The following is a 17,571-nucleotide window of genomic DNA, read 5'->3' on the forward strand; positions in this document are numbered from 1 at the left end:
TGAGAGCATCAGAATTTTGGTGTGACAGGAATGTTCACTGTCAGGGATGGAAGCGAAAGATCTAGGCTTGGCAGTGCAAGATGCTCGTACTCCTAAAAAACGCTCTGTAAAAAATTGGGATGATCCCCAATCGGTTCTGTCAGCCCTCGACGGCCGATACTCAATAAAAGTTTTGAGAGTAGAGTATATAATTGATTTTGCTAAAAATATCGAGATAAAATTAACAATCAAATTCCGTCTAATAAATTACTAGCAACAACACGAATAACCAATTGAAAACCTCCCCAATACCTTATGTTAGATATAAATCAGACCAACTATCTACTAAAAATGGTAGCGGAATCAACATTAAACTTGTTGATTATCGAAGACATGGCAGAAGATATGGAATTAATAGTGCTCGCCTTAGAAGCGGGGGGGGTAAATTTTAAGTGCGACACGGCAGAAACAGCAACAGAGTGCAGAAAACTGCTCGAAAATTGCAAGTACGATGCTGTACTCTCAGATTACCGCCTCCCCGGTTTCAACGGTTTAGAAGTGTTGAAATTAATGCAGGAATTAGGGCAAGACATACCCTTAATTTTAGTAACGGGAAGTTTGGGAGAAGAAGCGGCTGTTGAGTGCATCAAAGCCGGAATGACCGATTACGTATTAAAAGGGCGGCTGTTTAGGTTGCCCACAGTTTTAGAACGATCGCTCCAAGAATACAAAATGCGGCGCCAGCAACAAGAAGCGATCGCCCAAATTCAGCGGCAAGCTCAGCGAGAAGCGATCGTCAACCGCATCCTCCAAGCCATGCGCTTCACCCTTGTACTCGACGAAGTGCTGCAAACCACCGCAGATCAACTGCACGAAGCTTTAGACATCAGCGCCTGCGCCATCTTGCAGCCAGATGCTGAGGAAGGCGGCATCACAATTCGCTACATCAGCAAAGCAGCCGACAAAGAACGGTTCGTCGGGTTAAATTGCAAAGTGGCCGAGCACTACAGATCCGGGCTCGCGGCTGGGGAAACCCTGATCATCGACGAGTTATCGACACTGTGCCCGTCACTGCAAGAATCAGCAGGGTTGGTAGGGTTTCGCTCCGTCGCGATCGCCCCACTGCTCTACCAGCAGTCATTTTTGGGAGGAATTAGCCTCTATCAGTGCGATCGGGCGCGCTCTTGGAGCGCAGAAGAACTGTCGCTACTCAAAGCCATAGCCGATCAGTGCGCGATCGCGATCCACCAAGCCGAACTCTACCAACAAGCCCAAACCGAGCTTGCAGAACGCAAGCGGGCCGAAGCAGCAGTCTGCGGCATCCAGCAGCAGCTAGCCACAATGGCAGCCAACATTCCCGGCTCAGTCTACCGCACTGTGCTGCATCCAGATGGCACAATTTCCCTGCCCTACATCAGTCCGGGCGTGCGCGAAGTTACTGGGTTCGGGGCCGAAGAAGTGATTTCGCACCCGGAACTCTTGACAGAAATCATCCATCCAGAGGACAAAAGCTCGTGTGACAGCAGGGTAGCAGCATCGAGAGCGAGTCTTTTGCCGTGCGATCGCCAGTACCGCATCGTTCTGAGATCTGGGGAGGTCAAGTGGGTGCAAGACAGCGCTAAATTTTCCAAAAACGAAAACGGCGACGTAATTATAGACGGAGTAGCCCTGGACATCAGCGATCGCAAACAAGCAGAATCAGCACTGCGCCAAAGCGAACAGCGATTTCGCTCGCTGATAGAAAATGCCACAGACATCACGATCATTCTCGACGCCGAAGGAATTTTCCGCTACATCAGCCCTTCCGTCAAGCGAATTTTAGGATACCCGCCCCACCAGGCGATCGGCCGCAGCGCCTTAGAAATAGTTCACCCCGACGACTGCGCCACGATCACCGAAACCCTCCACAAAGCCATTGAAAACCCCAAAAGAAGCCAGTCCCCTGTTGAGTACCGAGTCCGCCACCGCAACGGTTCCTGGTGTTATGTAGAAGCTGTAGCCACCAACTTGCTGTACGATCCCGCAGTCGAGGGAATCGTGATTAACTGTCACGACATCACTCAGCGCAAACTCGCCGAAGAACAACTGCTGCACGATGCTTTTCACGACGCCCTCACCGGATTGCCCAACCGATCGCTATTTACCGATCGGCTCGAACACGCTCTGAGGCTGGCAAAACGCCGCAAAGACTACTTGTTTGCCGTACTGTTTCTCGATTTAGATAGATTTAAAGTAGTCAACGATTCCCTCGGCCACGCCATCGGCGATCAATTGCTAGTATCGATCGCGCGGCGTCTGGAAGCTTGTCTGAGGCCCGGAGATACAGTGGCCCGCCTCGGAGGAGACGAGTTTGTGCTGTTGCTAGAAGACATCGAGGGCATCAATGAAGCTACCACCATTGTCAACCGCCTGCAAAAGAAAATCACCTCCCCTCTCCTTCTAGACGGACACGAAGTATTTATCACCGCCAGCATCGGCATAGCTTTGAGTTCTGGCGAATACGTGGAACCGACAACCCTGCTGCGCGACGCCGACACAGCAATGTACCGCGCCAAAGAACTCGGCAGAGCCCGACACGAAGTTTTCAACAGTTCCATGCACGCCCACGCTTTGCGGCTGTTGCAGCTAGAAAACGACCTGCGGCGGGCGATCGAATCAATTAGAGAGCCGGTCAGAGAAGAAGACTTTCCGCCATCCCACGAATCAGCCTTACCTCCCTTATCCCCAGCGCCCCAGTTTATTATTCACTACCAGCCGATCGTGTCGATCGCCACTAACACAATTACCAGTTTTGAGGCCCTAGTGCGCTGGCAGCATCCAGAACGCGGCTTAGTTTCCCCCGGCGAATTCATCACCATCGCCGAAGAAACCGGCTTGATCGTACCCCTCGGCCGCTGGGTACTCCGCACAGCTTGCCACCAAATCCGCCAGTGGCAGCAGCTATTTCCCAACCACCCCCCCTTGAGCGTTAGCGTCAACATTTCTGTCAAACAGTTTTCTCAGCCAGATTTAATCGAATACATCGACCAAGTTCTCGCAGAAACTCACCTCGACGGCAGCAGTTTAAAACTAGAAATTACCGAAAGCGTACTCATAGAAAATTCCGAATCAGTAACAGCAATGCTGGTACAGCTCAGAACCCGAAACATACACTTGTGCATTGACGACTTCGGCACCGGCTATTCCTCGCTCTCCTACCTGCACCGCTTCCCCACCAATACCTTAAAAATAGACCGCTCTTTTGTTAGCAGGATGGGAGGTGAGTTCGATTTCAGTAAAGGAGGCATTGACCCCACAGAAATTGTGCGGTCGATCGTCACTTTGTCCCACAATTTAGGCATGGATGTAGTAGCCGAAGGAGTCGAAGAAGCCTCGCAACTATCTATACTAAAAGGGTTAAAATGTGAGTACGCCCAAGGATTCTTTTTCTCAAAGCCAGTAGACTCTCAAACAGCAGCAGCCTTAATCCGACAGCAAGGAGAAAATCAGAATTTGCTGACATTTAGTTTGTTAGAGAAAGGCCATTAAAAAAACACGGCATTTTGTGAGTCCCGTTTCAGCATAAAATCTTAAAATATTTTAAAGCTGTCCCTAAATGGCGTCAGTTAATAAGTACGGCATCCAAATCACTGTCAACGACCCGGATCTCAAGACACGCTTGCTTCGGGCCTAAGACTTAAACCATAGTTGACCAGAGGCGTACCTGCGTACTACGTTAACGGTAAGAGTTAAAGACCTACCAGGGAATGCTCTCGCTAGTTCCTTGCCAAGCGAAATTTAGGATTAAACAGACTTATTGGGTTAAATCAGTTTCCTAGATATAGTAGCGGCTGTTAACGAAGGCGCAAGCTAACATTACCCCTCTCATAGAGGCTCATAAAGGAGCGAACATTATGCGATCGCCTGTTGCGAGGTTGGATGTGGTAATTGTCCCACTGAAAGTACATTACAAAAGTACACTCCCATCTAGCAATCCCCGTGTAATGGAAAGATTCACGGCGGTTGAAACCGCCTAGCCGTTTCCCTCTCAGGTCTAAAGACACGCTCGTTTCCCACTTACCGAATTTTTTTATGACTATTGGCTACCTCGCACTCGTTCTCCACGCCCACTTGCCTTTTGTCCGCCACCCCGAAAGCGACTACGTTTTAGAAGAAGAATGGCTGTTTGAGGCGATCGCAGAAACCTACATTCCCCTGCTGCAAGTCTTTGAAGGGCTCAAGCGCGACGGCATCGACTTTAAAATTACCATGAGCATGACGCCGCCCTTGGTTGCCATGCTGCGCGACCCCTTGCTGCAAGACCGCTTCGACGACCACTTGGCTAAACTCGAAGAATTAGCGGATCTCGAAATCGAACACAACAGCGGAAACGGTCACCTCCGCTATTTAGCAGAACATTACGCCACCCATTTCTCTCAAGTTCGCAACTTTTGGGAAAAGTACGATCGAGATTTAGTCAAAGCCTTCAAAGAACACCAAGATACCAACAACCTCGAAATCATCACCTGCGGCGCCACCCACGGCTACCTACCGCTGATGAAAATGTACCCCGAAGCAGTTTGGGCACAAATTCAAGTAGCTTGCGACAATTACGAAGCAAACTTCGGCCGCCGACCAAAAGGAATTTGGCTGCCCGAATGCGCCTACTACGAAGGTTTAGAGCGGATGTTAGCCGACGCCGGCCTCCGCTACTTTCTCACAGACGGTCACGGCATCCTCTACGCCCGCCCGCGTCCCCGCTACGGCAGCTACGCCCCAATTTTCACCGAATGCGGAGTCGCAGCCTTCGGCCGGGATCACGAATCCTCGCAGCAGGTTTGGTCTTCCGAAGTCGGCTATCCAGGGGCCGCCGAATACCGCGAATTCTACAAAGATTTGGGCTGGGAAGCTGACTACGATTACATTAAGCCCTACATCATGCCCAACGGACAGCGGAAAAATACCGGGATTAAATATCACAAAATCACCGGTCGCGGATTGGGTTTAGGCGATAAACAGTTGTACGATCCTTACTGGGCACGGGAAAAAGCAGCCGAACACGCCAGCAACTTTGCTTTCAACCGGGAACGCCAAGTCGAACACCTCAACGGCATTATGCAGCGTCCGCCGATTATTGTTTCGCCTTACGACGCCGAACTTTTCGGTCACTGGTGGTACGAAGGGCCTTGGTTCTTAGATTACCTGTTCCGCAAGAGTTGGTACGACCAAAATACCTATGAGATGACGCACTTAGCCGATTATTTGCGGGGAAATCCGACTCAGCAAGTGTGCCGCCCGTCTCAGTCTAGCTGGGGTTTCCGGGGTTTCCACGAATATTGGCTCAACGATACCAATGCTTGGATTTACCCGCACTTGCACAAAGCTGCGGAACGGATGATTGAGTTGGGAAGCATGGAACCTGCGGATGAATTGCAGTGGCGGGCTTTGAACCAGGCGGCGCGGGAAGTGCTGCTAGCTCAATCTTCTGACTGGGCATTTATCATGCGTACAGGAACGATGGTGCCCTATGCAGTGCGCCGGACTCGATCGCACTTAATGCGCTTTCACAAGCTTTACGATGAAGTGAAAGAAGGGAAAGTTGATTCGGGTTGGTTGGAGAAGGTTGAGGAGATTGATAATATTTTCCCTGAAATTAACTATCGCGTTTATCGATCGCTTTAAGTCTCGTTTCCCCTTTCATCCTGTCCCCCCAGCCCTGCTTAAGGGAGGGACAGGATGTTAATTAAAATTATAGGTGATGCGGCGATCGCCATGAGTGGAATGAGAAGGGCGAGCTTTGGTTGAGAGTGTGAGTGCGATCGCATTTTGGGATGGAAAGGTCGATCGCACTTTATGTCTTTTTCTCAACGCACAGGCGATCGCACAACACAATGTAGTCAAACAGCATTTTGAAGCAGAAGAACGCTTGACAAAAAAGAATTACTGGTGAATAATTTCAACTATCTTAGCCATCGCCTCGTTCAACTTCTCAGGTTTAAGCTTACCAGCTTTATAAAGTATAATTTCTCGGTCAGCGGTAAACAAGCGATTAGGTCTAATGTTGCTAGTTTGGTTAAGTCCGCCCTCGTTAAAATCACTACTTTCAAGGGTAATAGCATAGCGATCGGCGATCGTCTGGCTAGTAATTTGACAAAGAATTAGATCGTCTCCTGCCAAAGTTGCTATGACTAAAGCCGGTCGGCGCTTGGCTTGTGTTAAATCGGAAAATGGGAAAGGAACAACTATCACATCACCTTTTACAAATTGTGCCATGCTTCATCCTCCTCTGACTTTAACCAGTCTTTTTGCAAAGAAGATTCACTGAGCAGGCTTGCTTCTAACTTCTCTTTATCATACTTTGCTTTGAGGAATTGCAGAAAATCCCAAACTTCTTCTAATATAAATTCTGGAATATTATCCACTTCTTTAAGGAGCAATTCTTTAGCGTTCATGTCATTTACCTATAAAGACATAGTAACTGTTAATCTATGATAGCATCCTTGAGATTAGCAGCGCTCAGTTGCGATCGCTCCCAATCTTCATGACCGACGGACAACCGCAAGCAGCCCGCCAAATTCCGGCTGACGCTCAATCCATCCTCGCTTACCTACCAAATCGCATCCGCATCGCCCTCATTACCAGCGCGGCGGCTATTGAGTATCCCATCAAAGCTGTCGTTGAAATGGATCTCGCCAGTTGTCTCGACTCGCTTAGCGTTGGGCTTTGCAGACTGTAGCCAGGGCGCGGTAAGTAGTTGCCGATTGACACAGATTTTAACTTTTAGTTGGTAACGGCCTTATTTGTTTGGCCAAAAGTAGAGTTCGTGCGATCGACTAACCTACTAATTCAACGCGCACGCGAGCGCTTTTTTGGAGATGGGAAGGTCGATCTCACTTTATCTCTTTTTCTCCACGCGCAGGCGATTGCTCTTTTTGACATCGAAAGGTCGATCGCCGAGGGCAGCAAATAGCCAGCCAATTAGAAAGAAAGCTGCCAGAATTCACTCAAATTGAAGCGCAACCAAATCGAGAAATTAAACTAGCGAACTTAAAAAAATTGTTAGCTGAAATCAGAAGCCAAGTATTGGATTATGCTAAGGAATTGTGGCATTTGCGAGAAGACAGCAATACTGTTGATATTAATGCGGAGAATTATATCGAAATTTATGCTAAAATCAAAATTTTTTCCCTTGAAGGCGGCAACTGGTGTTTTTGCAGAAGTTCCTGAGTTTGTGCGATCGCAAATATCAAAGTCAAATTGAAAAATACTTAAACTACCTGATTGCTAATCAAGATTTGTTCTAGCAGACAATATCCACAATTCGCGGGCTGGTGGAAATCGCACAGGTGGAATTGAACCGGGAACAGGAAGAGAGGGAACGTCAGCGCGATCGCCAACAACTAGAATTATACAAGCAAAAGGAACAATAGCAGAAAGAGCGCGATCGAGAACAAATGGAAATCGGCAGGAAGAACGAAGACAAAGAGAAAAAGCGATCTCGCCAACTTGAGAATATCATCTTTTTTGTCGGAACTGCGATCGGCTGCGAACAAATCTTTTGGGCCAGCTATCTCCTAATCAAAGATACACCGATTAAATAGCAACCAGATTTTTCCCTCCCGCTTCATCCCTTCACCCCCACGATTATCTGGAGTTTGCTTTTCGGTTTAATATTCGGCCTGCTGATACTGGGTATCCTATCGCTGGCGACAAAAATATCCCCCAGAATCCTGCGACTGGTCAGAAAAATATTGCCCAGGTAAAGGGGTGCGTGACAGTCAATAGTAAAGGGCTGCAGTGCAATGATTTTTCACCATCACGCACCCTACGACTGATACAAAACATTGTATTCGTAGGGAAACGGCATTGCCGTGTCCTTTCGCAAAACCGAACGGGAATACAATTCATCAAACAAAAAACCGGGTTTCTGATAAAACCCGGCAACCCTAAACAAAAGCAATATTAACACTGAGCAAACCTCAATTCTTTAATAACTTCATCCCCATTTTCACCTTGTCCAAAATCGTCTTTTGCGAAACACAAGTAATCAGACAAAGCTTGCCGCAATTCAAAGTATCGCGGCGGACTTCCTGAGCTTTTTCGCCGTACCAAATCTCGCGGGCGCTGGCGTTTTTCACATTACCAATCACGGGAAACTCATCGCACAATTTCACATCGCCGCGCGTATCTATCCAGTAATTTCGCAGTCCAACACGACAAGGACGAGTTGAATCAGGAGCTTTTTCTTCGGCAAAGTGAGGAATCATCAATCGTAACACTTCATCGCTGTTCATAATCGGAGCGCCGTTGTTCTTCATTTCAATTAGCCGCTCGATTACTTGAGAAAATTCCTCCATGTCTTCTTTTTCAATCCACAATTCCTCGTATGTTTCTGGCGTCCAGCGGTTGACCGGTTGGAAGTTCACCGTCGTAGCCCCAATTCCCTGAGCCCAGGTGACTATTTCCGGGAGGTGGCGGAAATTGAGTCGGTTCATCGTCGGTTTGACGTTGATCGGAAACAAGACGTTCTGTTTTTCTTGTTCTTCGCGCAGATAGCCGATTCCTTTAGAAAGCCGATCGAACAATCCCGGTTGACCCCGCAAATAATCGTGCAGTTCTGCATTCGGCCCGTCAACTGAGATATTCACATTAAAAGGACGAGCAGCGACAGTTTTGGCTGCGTTTTCCCTGGTCATGCAATAGCCGTTGGTGGTGACGCCGGCGTGAATGCCATTTTTATTTGCAAAAGCCAGCAAGTCTAGAAAACCTTTTTTAATATAAGGTTCGCCGCCGCTAAAGTTGATTGAAAATTCGCCCACAAATTCTTTGACGCTTAAGAGGGCATTTTGCCATTCTTCGATCGTCATTTCGTCTTTATATTCTTTGAGCCGCCAATACTCGCACTGGCGGCATTTAACATTGCAGCGCTCGTTTACAATCCCGTAAAAAGTGACTGGGCTTGTCACGTCGTATCCTGTATTGATCCGCAGCGATTCGGCTACTGCACTCTTGGTGTGCTTGACTCCCAGCCTGGACAATGTTAACGCATCCATGTCTTTTTTTCCTTACGTGTTGTTAGTTAAGTCAATTTCTTGCACCCTCTTTTGTACGTATAATTACGCATTGCTGATTACGTATTCCTTTTGAGTACGTATGCACCATCCTAAGTGTTCCGTTTGGGTATGCCTAGATGTTTCTCAAATATTTATAATATTAAAAATTGTAACATATTAGTATTTCCAATCAATTAAGCGAGACTTTGTGTGAAAACATGAATTCGGCTTAATAATTGCCAAAATATATGGGCTTAAGATTGACTTAAATTAATAATTGTAATTTCTGTTTAAAATTTGTGAAATAACTTAATACTGTTTTTCAGTAAAATTATTTAGGTAAGTGGTATCAATAATTTATTGTTATAGTAAAATGAGCAGCCTGTACAGGAGTTAACTTCACACAACCTTTAAAATATGCGAATTTAAGTATTTACACGGCAAAAAATGGCGACAAACATGGGACGATATTTGCACGTACTGAAATTGTTCTGGGGTGCGGCGATCGCAGCGGAACTAGAATACCGAATCAACTTTGTCCTCGCGACTCTCAGCAGCCTCGGAAATCTTGCGGGCAGCTTGTTTGGGCTGTTTTTGTTCTACCGTACTGGCTACAGGTTTGCGGGCTATTCATGGGAAGAGGCTTTAGTTGTACTCGGTATTTTCACGATTTTGCAGGGGTTTTCGTCAACGTTTCTAGCCCCTAATCTCAGCCGTATTGTCGATCGAGTCCAGCAAGGTACTCTCGATTTCGTACTCCTCAAACCCATCAGTTCCCAATTTTGGCTATCTGCAAACACAGTTTCGCCTTGGGGAATCCCAGATTTAATCTTCGGCACCGTATTGCTGCTGTATGCTGCCAACAAATTGGGAGTAGGAATCGGCAACTATTTTTTAACAGCAATACCGCTGTTATTCGGAACTATTACTCTTTACAGTATATGGTTTATGTTAGGGGCCACCAGCATTTGGTTTGTCAAAATTTACAATGTTACCGAAGTCCTCAAAGGATTGTTAGAAGCGGGTAGATTTCCAATGGCAGCTTATCCCGCAGCTTATCGATTTTTCTTCACTTTCGTAGTTCCCGTTGCCTTCTTGACGACTGTGCCTGCAGAAGCCATGCTGGGGAGAGGTGAAATCGTTTGGCTCGCAGGGGCGGGAATATTGGCGATCGGGCTTTTATATTTCTCGCGCTACTTCTGGCAATTTGCACTCCGCTTTTACACCAGCGCTTCCAGCTAGTTAAGTCGGTAGGTAAGCTGCAGCACATCTATATTGTCTATTATGTTTGAGAGGGAGAGGATTTGACACGGGTGGAATAGGGAATTGAAATATACATTTTCAAGGCAAAACAGCTTATCTAAAAAATATTTTTTCTATTTACTTAGATAGTTAAATAAATGTAAGATTTCAACCTATCCTTAAAATGTAAACTGGAAATACACCACGCAAACGCAGGCAAACTAATGAAAAGAAAAAAACTGGGTAACAGTAATTTTACTATCAGCGCGATCGGTCTTGGAGGTATGCCAATGTCCTTAAGCGGCAGGCCGCCCGAATCGCAATCAATTGCGGTAATTCACCGGGCCCTCGATTTGGGTGTCACCCTAATTGACACCGCAGATTCCTACTGCCAAGATCAATCCGACAAACACCACAACGAGCACCTGATTGCCAAAGCTTTGCAACAGTACAGCGGAGATGTTAGGGCCGTTACTGTGGCCACTAAAGGTGGCTTAATGCGGCCTCAAGGTGCTTGGACGCGCAACGGCAACCCCCATCATTTACGCAAGACAATTCGGGAAAGTTTTGAAGCATTGGGTGGCAAGGAACCGATCGACCTTTGGCAATATCACTCGCCCGATCCCGCTTATACCATCGAAGCAGCCCTAGCACCCGCAAAAGAAGCAGTAGAAGCAGGAATGATTCGATTTATTGGAGTGTCCAACTTTTCTGTAGAGCAAATCAAACGCGCCCGCGATACAGTAGAAATTGTCTCTGTTCAGAATCAATATAATCCTTGGCACAGGCAGCCAGAATCAGACGGCGTACTGGAATATTGCGAAACCGAAAAACTGACATTTTTTCCTTGGAGTCCTTTGGGAGGAAGTCGCCGCGTCACCAGCTTGCAAGATATACCCGCGATCGCCAAATTAGCCGCAGAAAAAAACGTTTCAGTTTACTGTATAGTATTAGCTTGGTTGATGGCTCAATCGCCCTGCGTCGTTCCGATTCCCGGTGCGACCAAAGTATCGAGTATTGAGGACTCTGTGGGGGCGCTCGAAGTTAAATTGACTGACGAGGAATTGCAACAAATTGCCGCAAGTTAAGTATATAAGGGCAAAAAAAACAATAGAACAGGCTTTCCGGCCTGTTCCACAAACAGAACTTTATTGTGGGGTGGGCCGGAAAGCCCGCCCCTGAAAGTGGGATTGAATGAGTAAAGTTGACATTTTTTGAGGAATTGGGTTTTATGGAAGCTAATCAAGTGAATGCCGATCGAGACGTAGCAATTGAACATCAAAACGTACCAGTCGCCCATGAAGGACTGCACAACTTTTTATACAGTTCCGACTCAGAACACAGCGCAGCAGCCGCTATTTCTGAATTAGAAAATGACGGCACGCAAGTAATGTCGATCGATACATGGCGCGATTTGGCAACTAACGCGAAAGTCGCAGGCGTTTACGCTGTAATGGACACTTCCCGCAACACTCAGTTTATCGGTTATTCGCGAAATATCTTGCTTTCACTCAACGGTCACATCGCCCAAAATGGCACAGAAAATTGTGCTTTCCTGCGCGTGCAAACTTTCAAATTCCCCAAGCGGGAAGAAATGGAAAGTTTGCGGGATGCTTGGATAGCAGAAATTGGCAGCATTCCGCCTGGAAACGGTGCTGAAAGCGAAATGTGGGCGGCTACGGTAGGCCAAGCAGCGCGCGCTGCTATGTCTGCTGAGGAACAACAAGCTTATGAGGAAAAGAAGCTAAAATTACGCAAAGCAATGGCAGATTCTACTCTTACCAAAGAGTTAGAAACAGCCGCCAAAAGTGAGGGCGAACGCGCTAAGGATTTGGAAGCTGCTGTTAACAATGATGACTGGAGTGCCGTGATTCAATCGCAAACCCAGGAAACAAAGTCCGGTTCCTAAATCTGAAAAATGTTTTTAGTGCTGATATCTTGTACTATGTTTAGAACGGGCAAGATGCCCGTTCCACAATACATCAAGTTTATTGTGGGGTGGGCTTGTAGCCGGGAGCATCTCATATTTGTAAAAACACTTTTTCTTCCTGCTTCCTTCTTCCTGTTTCCTCCTGACTCCTGAATCCTGGCTCCTAACTCCAATTTCTAGATTGGCTGCAAAAGTGAGATGCTCCCCTCCTAGCCCGCCCCAAAGACTCAATATTAATCCTCAACAACTGATCGGGATTAATGACTAATTTTTCGTTCTTTAATTAAAGTCAAACTCACCCATTCACCCCGCTCATTGTAACTGCGAATCATCCGAAACCGCAAGTCAGGTTCTACCAACCAACCGGCCTCGAAAAATATAGGTTTTCCCAATTCAATCTTGACAGGTAAAGTGCAAGAACCGCCGTCAGGAAGGAGCAAAACTTGCACGGGTGAAGCACCTTCGTTAAAGTGCAGAACTGAACCGTCAATCCTGCCACTAGAACTGATAACGGTAGCATTACTGCCAAAAGTAATTTTATACACTAGGCGATCGCTACTTTCTAAATGCAATTGCATTTTGCTTGAATAAATGTCAGGAGAACGCCCATCTGGATACATTGTCACGGCTTCGCCCTGCCACTCTCCCAGCAAATCCTCAACAGTTAAATGCGGACGTTCGGGGACATTTTTATCAAGCTGCTTTTCCCGAATTAAGGTAATTTTGGATAAATTGCCGTCGGTATTGTAGATCATAGGGAAGCGCAACCGGCGATAATTGTAGATAAAACCCAACTCGGCACCGCACTCAGAAAAAGGCGCTAGTTGAATAGTACCCAGAGAAAAAGCTCCATTCTCAAAAAATAGGGTATCTCGTCCCAAAGCTTGAATTTCTAGAACAAGTTCGTTGACTTCCGGTTCGCCGACACCGCTAGGATTTGGGTAAAACCGACGGAGATTCAATCGCACAGTTTTGTTGTCATTGAAACCTTTGAGAGAAAGAATGCTAGGAATATCTTGAAGTACCTCTCCTCGCGGCGATAGCTGAGTGAAGGAACCGTGCCATTCTCCCAAGTTTTGCAGAAAGTTTTCCCATTGTGATACCATGTTTTTACCTTTGGATATATGTTTAAACATAGAATTATAACTCTGCTGACGGATTTTGGATTAAGCGATGTTTATGTGGGAGTGATGAAAGGTGCGATCGCCCAAATTAACCCGCAGTTAAAAGTCATTGACATTACGCACCAAATACCATCTCAAAATATTGCGGCCGCGAGGTTTTGTTTGATGACTGCTTTTGCTTATTTTCCGCCGGAAACCGTACACGTTGCTGTCGTCGATCCGGGGGTGGGAAGCAAGAGACGCCCGGTTGCGATTAAATGTACTAATTGCTTTCTTGTCGGGCCGGATAACGGGTTGTTTAGCGGGGTGTTGAGTCGGGAAAGTGCGATCGCCTGTGTCGAACTCACCAACCCTAAATACTGGCGCACACCTCAACCCAGCAGCACTTTTCACGGTCGCGATATTTTTGCAGCAGCGGGCGCTCACTTGGCGAACGGGGTGGCTTTGGAAGACTTGGGAGAGGCCATCGACCCTGCAAGTTTAGTCGAGTTAGAGATACCAAATTGTGCCGTTACAGCCACAGGTGCAGCAGGCTGCATTCAATATGTCGATCGCTTCGGCAATCTCATTACTAATATCCCCAATAATTGCATTATAGGTAACAATTGGTCATTGACAATTAGCAATAGTTCTGATGGAATTCGCATCGCCAGCGGTAAAACCTACAGCGACAGCCAACCGGGCGATTTAATTGCCATAATTGGTTCTGACGGTTGGGTAGAAATTGCCGTTAATGGCGGCAGCGCTCAATCTCTATTAAAATTGGAATGCGGAGCGATCGTGCAATTGCTTTTTGAAACTAACAATTAAATAGGACTTACGCATGGGTACTCAGAAACCGGGTTTTTTACGAAAATACTTTGTTAGAAGCAGCAGATTCCCTAAAAAACCCGGTTTCTTTGGCGGAGTGCGTAAGTCATAGTCGGGAAATTTTTAGATTACTCATTTTTGGAGGGGCTAATTTTTAAATGCAAGTATTAAAAACCCGGTTTCTTCAATAAACCGGGTTTCTCATCTTTATCCCGCTACCACGAAATTTACCAACTTTCCAGGCACCACAATTACCTTTTTAATCTCCTTACCTTCCAGGTGACGCTTGGCTAATTCCGACTCGCGAGCAAACTTTTCCAAGGCAGCTTTATCAGCACCAGAAGGTACTTGAATTGTGCCGCGAGTCTTGCCCATAACTTGAATTACCAGAGTAATTTCATCGGTAATTAAGGCAGAAGCATCCACACTTGGCCAAGTTTGCGTATGCACCGATTCACTGTTACCAGTATTGTGCCACAATTCATCAGCAATATGCGGCGCAAAAGGCGCTAGTAAGCGAATCAAAGTGTTAATTCCTTCTGCATAAACTGGCGAATCTTTAAATTTAGCCTCATTCAAAGCATTGCTGAGTTTCATCATTTCCGAAACAGCAGTATTGAACTGATAATCGCCCTCCAAATCGTCGCTAACTTCCTTAATTGCAGTGTGAATTGCCCGCCGTAAATCCTTCTCAGGTTTACTTAATCCAGCATTTTCTCCTACTTGAGCGGGGGTGGCAGGGACTCGTCCAGCAAACTCTGTAACCACGCGCCAAACGCGATTTAAAAAGCGAAATTGCCCTTCCACATCAGCGTCGTCCCACTCCAAATCCTTCTCTGGCGGTGCTTTGAATAAAATAAACATCCGTGCCGTATCTACCCCATATTTGCCCATAACTTCCAAGGGGTCAACACCATTGTATTTTGATTTGGACATCTTCTCGTAGAATACTTCCAAAGCTTCGCCAGTTTGAGGATCTTTTGGATGTGTGGGGTCTATATCTGCTGGGGGAACGTATTTGCCAGTAACAGGATTTTTATAGGCCATTGCTTGTACCATGCCTTGAGTTAACAGGCGTTTAAATGGTTCGTCACAATTGATCAAACCCCGATCGCGCAAAACCTTTGTAAAGAACCGGGAATACAGTAAGTGCAAGATTGCGTGTTCGATGCCGCCTACATATTGGTCTACCGGCATCCAATCATTTGTCTTCGCACTGTCGAAGACTTGCTCTTGATTTTGAGCGTCGGGATAGCGCAAGAAATACCACGAAGAATCGATAAAAGTATCCATCGTATCTGTTTCTCGCTTCGCCGGAGTGCCGCAACTCGGACAAGGAACGTTTACCCATTCTTCCATCTTTGCCAAGGGCGAACCTTTGCCTGTAAATTCTACATTTTCCGGCAACAATACGGGCAAATCCGATGCGGGTACGGGAACAGTTCCGCAGGTGGGACAGTGAATTACGGGAATCGGAGCTCCCCAATAACGCTGTCTGGAAATCAACCAATCTCTCAAGCGGTATTGGATTCTGGCTTTGCCATAACCTTGATTTTGGGCATGGTCAATAATCGCTGCTTTGCCTTTAATTGAATCCATGCCGTTGAAGCTTTCGGAATTAATCATAATTCCTGGTTCTGTGTAAGCTTCTGTCAGCGGAATCTCATCATCATCCACAATTACTACTTTAATTGGCAGTTGATACTGATTGGCAAATTTGAAATCTCGCGTGTCGTGGGCGGGTACTCCCATGACTGCGCCGGTGCCGTATTCGTACAGCACATAATCGGCTATCCAAATGGGAATTTCTTCGCCGTTGAAAGGATTGATTGCTTTGCCGCCTGTGGGGATGCCGCGCTTTGGTTTGTCTTCGGCTGTGCGATCGATCTCGCTTTGGGCGGCGACTTCTTTGATGAAGGTTTCTACGGCGGCTTTTCTGTCTTCCGTTGTCACGCGCTGAGTTAGTGGGTGTTCCGGCGCTAAAACAAGGTAACTGACGCCGTAAACTGTATCGGGACGTGTGGTGAAAACGGCGATTTTTTCATTCATTCCGACAATCGGAAATTCTAAGTAAGCGCCGACTGATTTGCCGATCCAGTTGGCTTGCATTAATTTGACTCTTTCTGGCCAATCTGGCAATTTGTCTAAGTCGTTTAATAACTGTTCGGCGTAATCGGTAATTTTGAGGAACCACTGCCGCAATAATTTGCGCTCGACTTTGGCACCGGAACGCCAGGAACGACCTTCGTTATCTACTTGTTCGTTTGCTAAGACTGTTTGGTCGATCGGGTCCCAATTAACTGCCGCTTCTTTTTGATATGCTAATCCTGCTTCTAAAAATTGTAAGAAAATCCATTGAGTCCACCGATAATAATCGGGAGAACAAGTTGTAACTTCTTTTGTCCAATCAAAGGAAATGCCGAGACGGCGAAATAAGCCTTTCATTTGGGCAATATTTTCATACGTCCATTTTGCCGGGGGAATTCCGCGCTCGATGGCGGCATTTTCTGCGGGCAAACCAAAAGCGTCCCACCCCATCGGATTCAATACCCGATAACCTTGCATTCGCTTGAGTCTGGCAATTACATCGATGATTGTGTAGTTGCGGACGTGTCCCATGTGCAGGTTTCCCGACGGGTAGGGGAACATGGATAAGGCATAAAATTTAGGCTTTTGGGTATCTTCTGGCATCTGGTCTAAGTTTTGCTCAGCCCATGTCTGCTGCCATTTTTCTTCTATGGATTGGGGGTTATATCTGGAATCCACAACAATTGCTCCGTGCAGGGTTTAGTAATGTTTGCTTCAGTATTTTTACACATTCAAGGGGCTTCGATTCTGATTTTTCTGAGCTCCAAGGATTTTGGCTCAAATCTCTGTATTATATATTGTAGTATATGTAATTTTAGCTGGGGGGCGATCGACCAAATATCCCGGTTCGCCCTGAAAAGAATAAGACTTACGCACGGGTGGTCAGAAACCGAGTTTTTACCAGCAGACTTCGTTACAGTCGGCAAAACCGCAAAAAACCCGGTTTTTTTGGTCTTGATGCGTAAGTTTTAAAAGAATAAATAACCCTAATTCCCAGCAGGGTAAGAGCGTCTCAATCATGCTTGACAAAAGGAATCCGAAGAATCTAAGATCTTGTCAAGAAAACAAGAACTGATAATTTGAATCAGATAATCATTATCCATAGCTGCCCGTTTCATTTTTTGTCGAAGACTACGTTTGTAAGTAGGTTCGCAGTTGAGGGCATTCAGCGCAATACGTCGCAGGACAGCCAAATTCCGGGGACTGTGGAAAGAGCGAATCCGGCAGGCATCTTCTGCAAAGGTACAATCTAAGGCGTTGCTGAATTGATGTATGATGTAGCGATCAAGAGCCAAAAACATTATTCAAAACAGGATGGAATCTTTAGCTACATTTAATAGTTAGCAGGATATGGGGTGGGAACATC

Annotated in this window: 15 protein-coding genes and 1 pseudogene; 10 read left to right on the top strand and 6 right to left on the bottom strand. The window is 46.4% G+C overall.

Annotated features, from left to right (window positions below; genetic code table 11):
* Positions 1-330: 330 nt before the first annotated feature.
* The 3 genes from NDI35_RS16270 (at position 331) to NDI35_RS16280 (ending at position 5,908) form a co-directional block, all read left to right on the top strand.
* A complete protein-coding gene (locus NDI35_RS16270) occupies positions 331-3,507 on the top strand; it encodes an EAL domain-containing protein (RefSeq protein WP_445313647.1) in 3,177 nt (1,058 codons plus the stop codon).
* 543 nt (positions 3,508-4,050) lie between these two features.
* Complete coding sequence (locus NDI35_RS16275; RefSeq protein ID WP_333071186.1) at positions 4,051-5,640, top strand: glycoside hydrolase family 57 protein; 1,590 nt, start codon at positions 4,051-4,053, stop codon at positions 5,638-5,640.
* A gap of 115 nt (positions 5,641-5,755) precedes the next feature.
* On the top strand, positions 5,756-5,908 hold the full coding sequence (locus NDI35_RS16280) for a hypothetical protein (RefSeq protein ID WP_445313648.1): 153 nt from the start codon (positions 5,756-5,758) through the stop codon (positions 5,906-5,908).
* Here the strand turns inward: NDI35_RS16280 and NDI35_RS16285 are convergent.
* Positions 5,899-6,231 (bottom strand): type II toxin-antitoxin system PemK/MazF family toxin, encoded by a 333-nt coding sequence (locus NDI35_RS16285; RefSeq protein WP_445313649.1) that lies wholly within the window; start codon positions 6,229-6,231, stop codon positions 5,899-5,901. The two genes, NDI35_RS16280 and NDI35_RS16285, sit on opposite strands and share 10 nt — an antisense overlap.
* A complete protein-coding gene (locus NDI35_RS16290) occupies positions 6,216-6,410 on the bottom strand; it encodes a hypothetical protein (protein WP_445313650.1) in 195 nt (64 codons plus the stop codon). The genes NDI35_RS16285 and NDI35_RS16290 overlap by 16 nt, the downstream gene beginning before the upstream one ends.
* An 89-nt stretch (positions 6,411-6,499) precedes the next feature.
* Between NDI35_RS16290 and NDI35_RS16295 the strand changes: the two genes are divergently transcribed.
* From NDI35_RS16295 to NDI35_RS16305, 3 genes are all read left to right on the top strand, one after another.
* Complete coding sequence (locus tag NDI35_RS16295) at positions 6,500-6,694, top strand: hypothetical protein (RefSeq protein WP_445313651.1); 195 nt, start codon at positions 6,500-6,502, stop codon at positions 6,692-6,694.
* A 320-nt stretch (positions 6,695-7,014) separates the two neighbouring features.
* On the top strand, positions 7,015-7,185 hold the full coding sequence (locus tag NDI35_RS16300) for a hypothetical protein (protein ID WP_445313652.1): 171 nt from the start codon (positions 7,015-7,017) through the stop codon (positions 7,183-7,185).
* A 227-nt stretch (positions 7,186-7,412) separates the two neighbouring features.
* Complete coding sequence (locus NDI35_RS16305; RefSeq protein ID WP_445313653.1) at positions 7,413-7,559, top strand: hypothetical protein; 147 nt, start codon at positions 7,413-7,415, stop codon at positions 7,557-7,559.
* 378 nt (positions 7,560-7,937) lie between these two features.
* On the opposite strand, the gene NDI35_RS16310 is transcribed toward NDI35_RS16305, so the two are convergent.
* Positions 7,938-9,011, bottom strand: a complete 1,074-nt coding sequence (locus NDI35_RS16310; RefSeq protein ID WP_445313654.1) for a radical SAM protein — start codon at positions 9,009-9,011, stop codon at positions 7,938-7,940.
* Positions 9,012-9,458: 447 nt separating this feature from the next.
* Here NDI35_RS16310 and NDI35_RS16315 point away from each other — a divergent pair, with 447 nt between their 5' ends.
* The 3 genes from NDI35_RS16315 (at position 9,459) to NDI35_RS16325 (ending at position 12,162) form a co-directional block, all read left to right on the top strand.
* Positions 9,459-10,253, top strand: a complete 795-nt coding sequence (locus tag NDI35_RS16315) for an ABC transporter permease (RefSeq protein ID WP_445313655.1) — start codon at positions 9,459-9,461, stop codon at positions 10,251-10,253.
* Positions 10,254-10,477: 224 nt separating this feature from the next.
* Entirely contained in the window at positions 10,478-11,341 is an 864-nt protein-coding gene (locus tag NDI35_RS16320) for an aldo/keto reductase (RefSeq protein ID WP_445313656.1), read from the top strand.
* Between the two features lie 143 nt (positions 11,342-11,484).
* Positions 11,485-12,162: a GIY-YIG nuclease family protein gene (locus NDI35_RS16325; RefSeq protein WP_445313657.1), complete on the top strand. Its 678-nt coding sequence runs from the start codon at positions 11,485-11,487 to the stop codon at positions 12,160-12,162.
* Positions 12,163-12,440: 278 nt separating this feature from the next.
* On the opposite strand, the gene NDI35_RS16330 is transcribed toward NDI35_RS16325, so the two are convergent.
* A complete protein-coding gene (locus NDI35_RS16330; protein ID WP_445313658.1) occupies positions 12,441-13,289 on the bottom strand; it encodes a DUF3598 family protein in 849 nt (282 codons plus the stop codon).
* An 18-nt stretch (positions 13,290-13,307) separates the two neighbouring features.
* Here NDI35_RS16330 and NDI35_RS16335 point away from each other — a divergent pair, with 18 nt between their 5' ends.
* The gene (locus tag NDI35_RS16335) at positions 13,308-14,117 is read left to right on the top strand and encodes an SAM hydrolase/SAM-dependent halogenase family protein (protein WP_445313659.1); all 810 of its coding nucleotides are present in this window, start codon (positions 13,308-13,310) and stop codon (positions 14,115-14,117) included.
* Between the two features lie 207 nt (positions 14,118-14,324).
* Here the strand turns inward: NDI35_RS16335 and leuS are convergent, their stop codons facing one another.
* Together leuS and NDI35_RS16345 are read right to left on the bottom strand one after the other, a co-directional pair.
* Positions 14,325-16,883 carry a leucine--tRNA ligase gene (leuS, locus tag NDI35_RS16340; RefSeq protein WP_445313660.1) on the bottom strand — a complete coding sequence of 853 codons (2,559 nt, stop codon included), beginning with the start codon at positions 16,881-16,883 and terminating at the stop codon, positions 14,325-14,327.
* Positions 16,884-17,221: 338 nt separating this feature from the next.
* Positions 17,222-17,458 (bottom strand): annotated as a pseudogene (locus tag NDI35_RS16345) (transposase); the annotation flags it as partial.
* Between the last annotated feature and the right edge of the window lie 113 nt (positions 17,459-17,571).

Source organism: Microcoleus vaginatus FACHB-2002 (assembly GCF_040004035.1).
GTDB classification, from domain to species: Bacteria; Cyanobacteriota; Cyanobacteriia; order Cyanobacteriales; family Microcoleaceae; genus Microcoleus; species Microcoleus vaginatus_C.

Bases quoted from the DNA above. Each gene is read 5' to 3' on its own strand.
- NDI35_RS16315 (WP_445313655.1), top strand. From the start codon at position 9,459: ATGGCGACAAACATGGGACGATATTTGCACGTACTGAAATTGTTCTGG.
- NDI35_RS16295 (WP_445313651.1), top strand. From the start codon at position 6,500: ATGACCGACGGACAACCGCAAGCAGCCCGCCAAATTCCGGCTGACGCT.
- NDI35_RS16335 (WP_445313659.1), top strand. From the start codon at position 13,308: ATGTTTAAACATAGAATTATAACTCTGCTGACGGATTTTGGATTAAGC.
- NDI35_RS16305 (WP_445313653.1), top strand. From the start codon at position 7,413: ATGGAAATCGGCAGGAAGAACGAAGACAAAGAGAAAAAGCGATCTCGC.
- NDI35_RS16285 (WP_445313649.1), bottom strand. From the start codon at position 6,231: ATGGCACAATTTGTAAAAGGTGATGTGATAGTTGTTCCTTTCCCATTT.
- NDI35_RS16325 (WP_445313657.1), top strand. From the start codon at position 11,485: ATGGAAGCTAATCAAGTGAATGCCGATCGAGACGTAGCAATTGAACAT.
- NDI35_RS16290 (WP_445313650.1), bottom strand. From the start codon at position 6,410: ATGAACGCTAAAGAATTGCTCCTTAAAGAAGTGGATAATATTCCAGAA.
- NDI35_RS16330 (WP_445313658.1), bottom strand. From the start codon at position 13,289: ATGGTATCACAATGGGAAAACTTTCTGCAAAACTTGGGAGAATGGCAC.
- NDI35_RS16320 (WP_445313656.1), top strand. From the start codon at position 10,478: ATGAAAAGAAAAAAACTGGGTAACAGTAATTTTACTATCAGCGCGATC.
- NDI35_RS16275 (WP_333071186.1), top strand. From the start codon at position 4,051: ATGACTATTGGCTACCTCGCACTCGTTCTCCACGCCCACTTGCCTTTT.
- NDI35_RS16310 (WP_445313654.1), bottom strand. From the start codon at position 9,011: ATGGATGCGTTAACATTGTCCAGGCTGGGAGTCAAGCACACCAAGAGT.
- NDI35_RS16270 (WP_445313647.1), top strand. From the start codon at position 331: ATGGTAGCGGAATCAACATTAAACTTGTTGATTATCGAAGACATGGCA.